This window comes from Streptomyces sp. BK340 (genome assembly GCF_007827595.1).
Lineage (GTDB): Bacteria > Actinomycetota > Actinomycetes > Streptomycetales > Streptomycetaceae > Streptomyces.
This window is the reverse complement of sequence record NZ_VISR01000076.1, coordinates 1-1,427: the sequence shown is the minus strand read 5'-3', so window position 1 is coordinate 1,427 and position 1,427 is coordinate 1. Positions and strand designations below refer to the sequence as shown.

Annotated in this window: 1 protein-coding gene; it reads right to left on the bottom strand. The window is 68.0% G+C overall.

The window, feature by feature from the left end; all coding sequences use genetic code 11:
- Positions 1 to 55 precede the first annotated feature (55 nt).
- Complete coding sequence (locus FB157_RS46970; protein ID WP_145887980.1) at positions 56 to 1,294, bottom strand: IS256 family transposase; 1,239 nt, start codon at positions 1,292 to 1,294, stop codon at positions 56 to 58.
- Positions 1,295 to 1,427 lie beyond the last annotated feature (133 nt).

The window sequence follows — 1,427 nt, the reverse complement described above, 5'->3', positions numbered from 1 at the left end:
GGTCACGTCCGCTGGAGTGGTGTATCGACGGCCACTCGGCGATCTCGTTTTGAGGCTATGCGGTGAGTTCGGTGGGCAGGACGGCCTCGTCGGTTTCTGACTCGATCGGGTGTAGGCGGGCCTTGGCCAGCAGGTCGAGTCCCATGTAGCGGCGGGCCTCGGTCCACTCGTCGTTCTGTTCGGCCAGCACGGCGCCGACCAGGCGGATGACGGCGGTGCGGTCGGGGAAGATGCCGACCACGTCGGTGCGGCGGCGGATCTCCTTGTTCAGCCGTTCCTGCGGGTTGTTCGACCAGATCTGCCGCCAGATCTCGCGTGGGAAGGCGGTGAAGGCCAACAGGTCGTGCTGGGCGGTGTCCAAGTGGGCTGCGGCCTTGGGGAACTTGGCCTCCAGCGCGTCCAGGACGTGCTGCATCTGGGCCTGGACGGCGTCGGTGTCGGGTTGTTCGAAGACGGTCCGCAGCAGCGTGGCCACCCAGGGCTGAGCCGATTTCGGGACCTGGCTGAGCAGGTTGCGGGCGTAATGCGTGCGGCACCGCTGCCAGCTCGCGCCGGGCAGGACCGCGCCGATGGCGTCGACCAGGCCGGCATGGGCGTCGGAGATGACGAGCTGGACGCCGGACAGTCCGCGGGCGATGAGCGAGCGCAGGAAGGCAAGCCAGCCGGCGCCGTCCTCGGCGGTGGCGACGTCGAGGCCGAGGATCTCGCGGTGGCCGTCGGCGTTGACGCCGACGGCGATCAGGGCGTGGACGTTGATGATCCGGCCGCCCTCGCGGACCTTCTGGGTCAGGGCGTCGACCCAGACGAATGAGTAGGGTCCGGCCTCCAGTGGCCGGTTGCGGAAGGCGGCGACCTGCTCGTCCAGGTGCTTGGCCATTGCGCTGACCTGGGACTTCGACAGCTGGGTGACGCCCAGGGACTCGGCGAGCTTCTCGACCCGCCGAGTGCTGACACCGAGCAGGTAGGCGGTGGCGACCACCGAGATGAGGGCTTGTTCGGCCCGGCGACGGCGTTCGAGAAGCCAGTGCGGGAAGTAACTCCCGCTGCGGAGCTTGGGAATGGCCAGCTCGACGGTGCCGGCGCGGGTGTCCCACTCGCGCGGGCGATATCCGTTGCGATGGTTGACTCTCTCGTCGCTGACCTGCCCGTATTCGGCGTTGCAGAGGGCATCGGCCTCCGCGGACATGAGGGCGTCGGCGAACGTCTTGACCATCGCGCGCAGCAGATCGGGACTCGCCGCGGCGAGGTTGTCCTCGGCGAGGACGTGCAGGGGCAGACTGTCGGGTGCGGTCATCGTGCTGATCTCCTTCGGGCTTCGACACCTCGAAGATCAGCCGGTGGCCGTTCATCTATGCGGGCATCATCCCGACGCCGGAGCAAACCCCCGGATCAGGTCGAACCCGTACACCATCTCCATGGACGCAACC

Excerpts from the sequence above, each read along its gene's own strand:
- FB157_RS46970 (WP_145887980.1), bottom strand. The coding sequence starts at position 1,294 with ATGACCGCACCCGACAGTCTGCCCCTGCACGTCCTCGCCGAGGACAAC.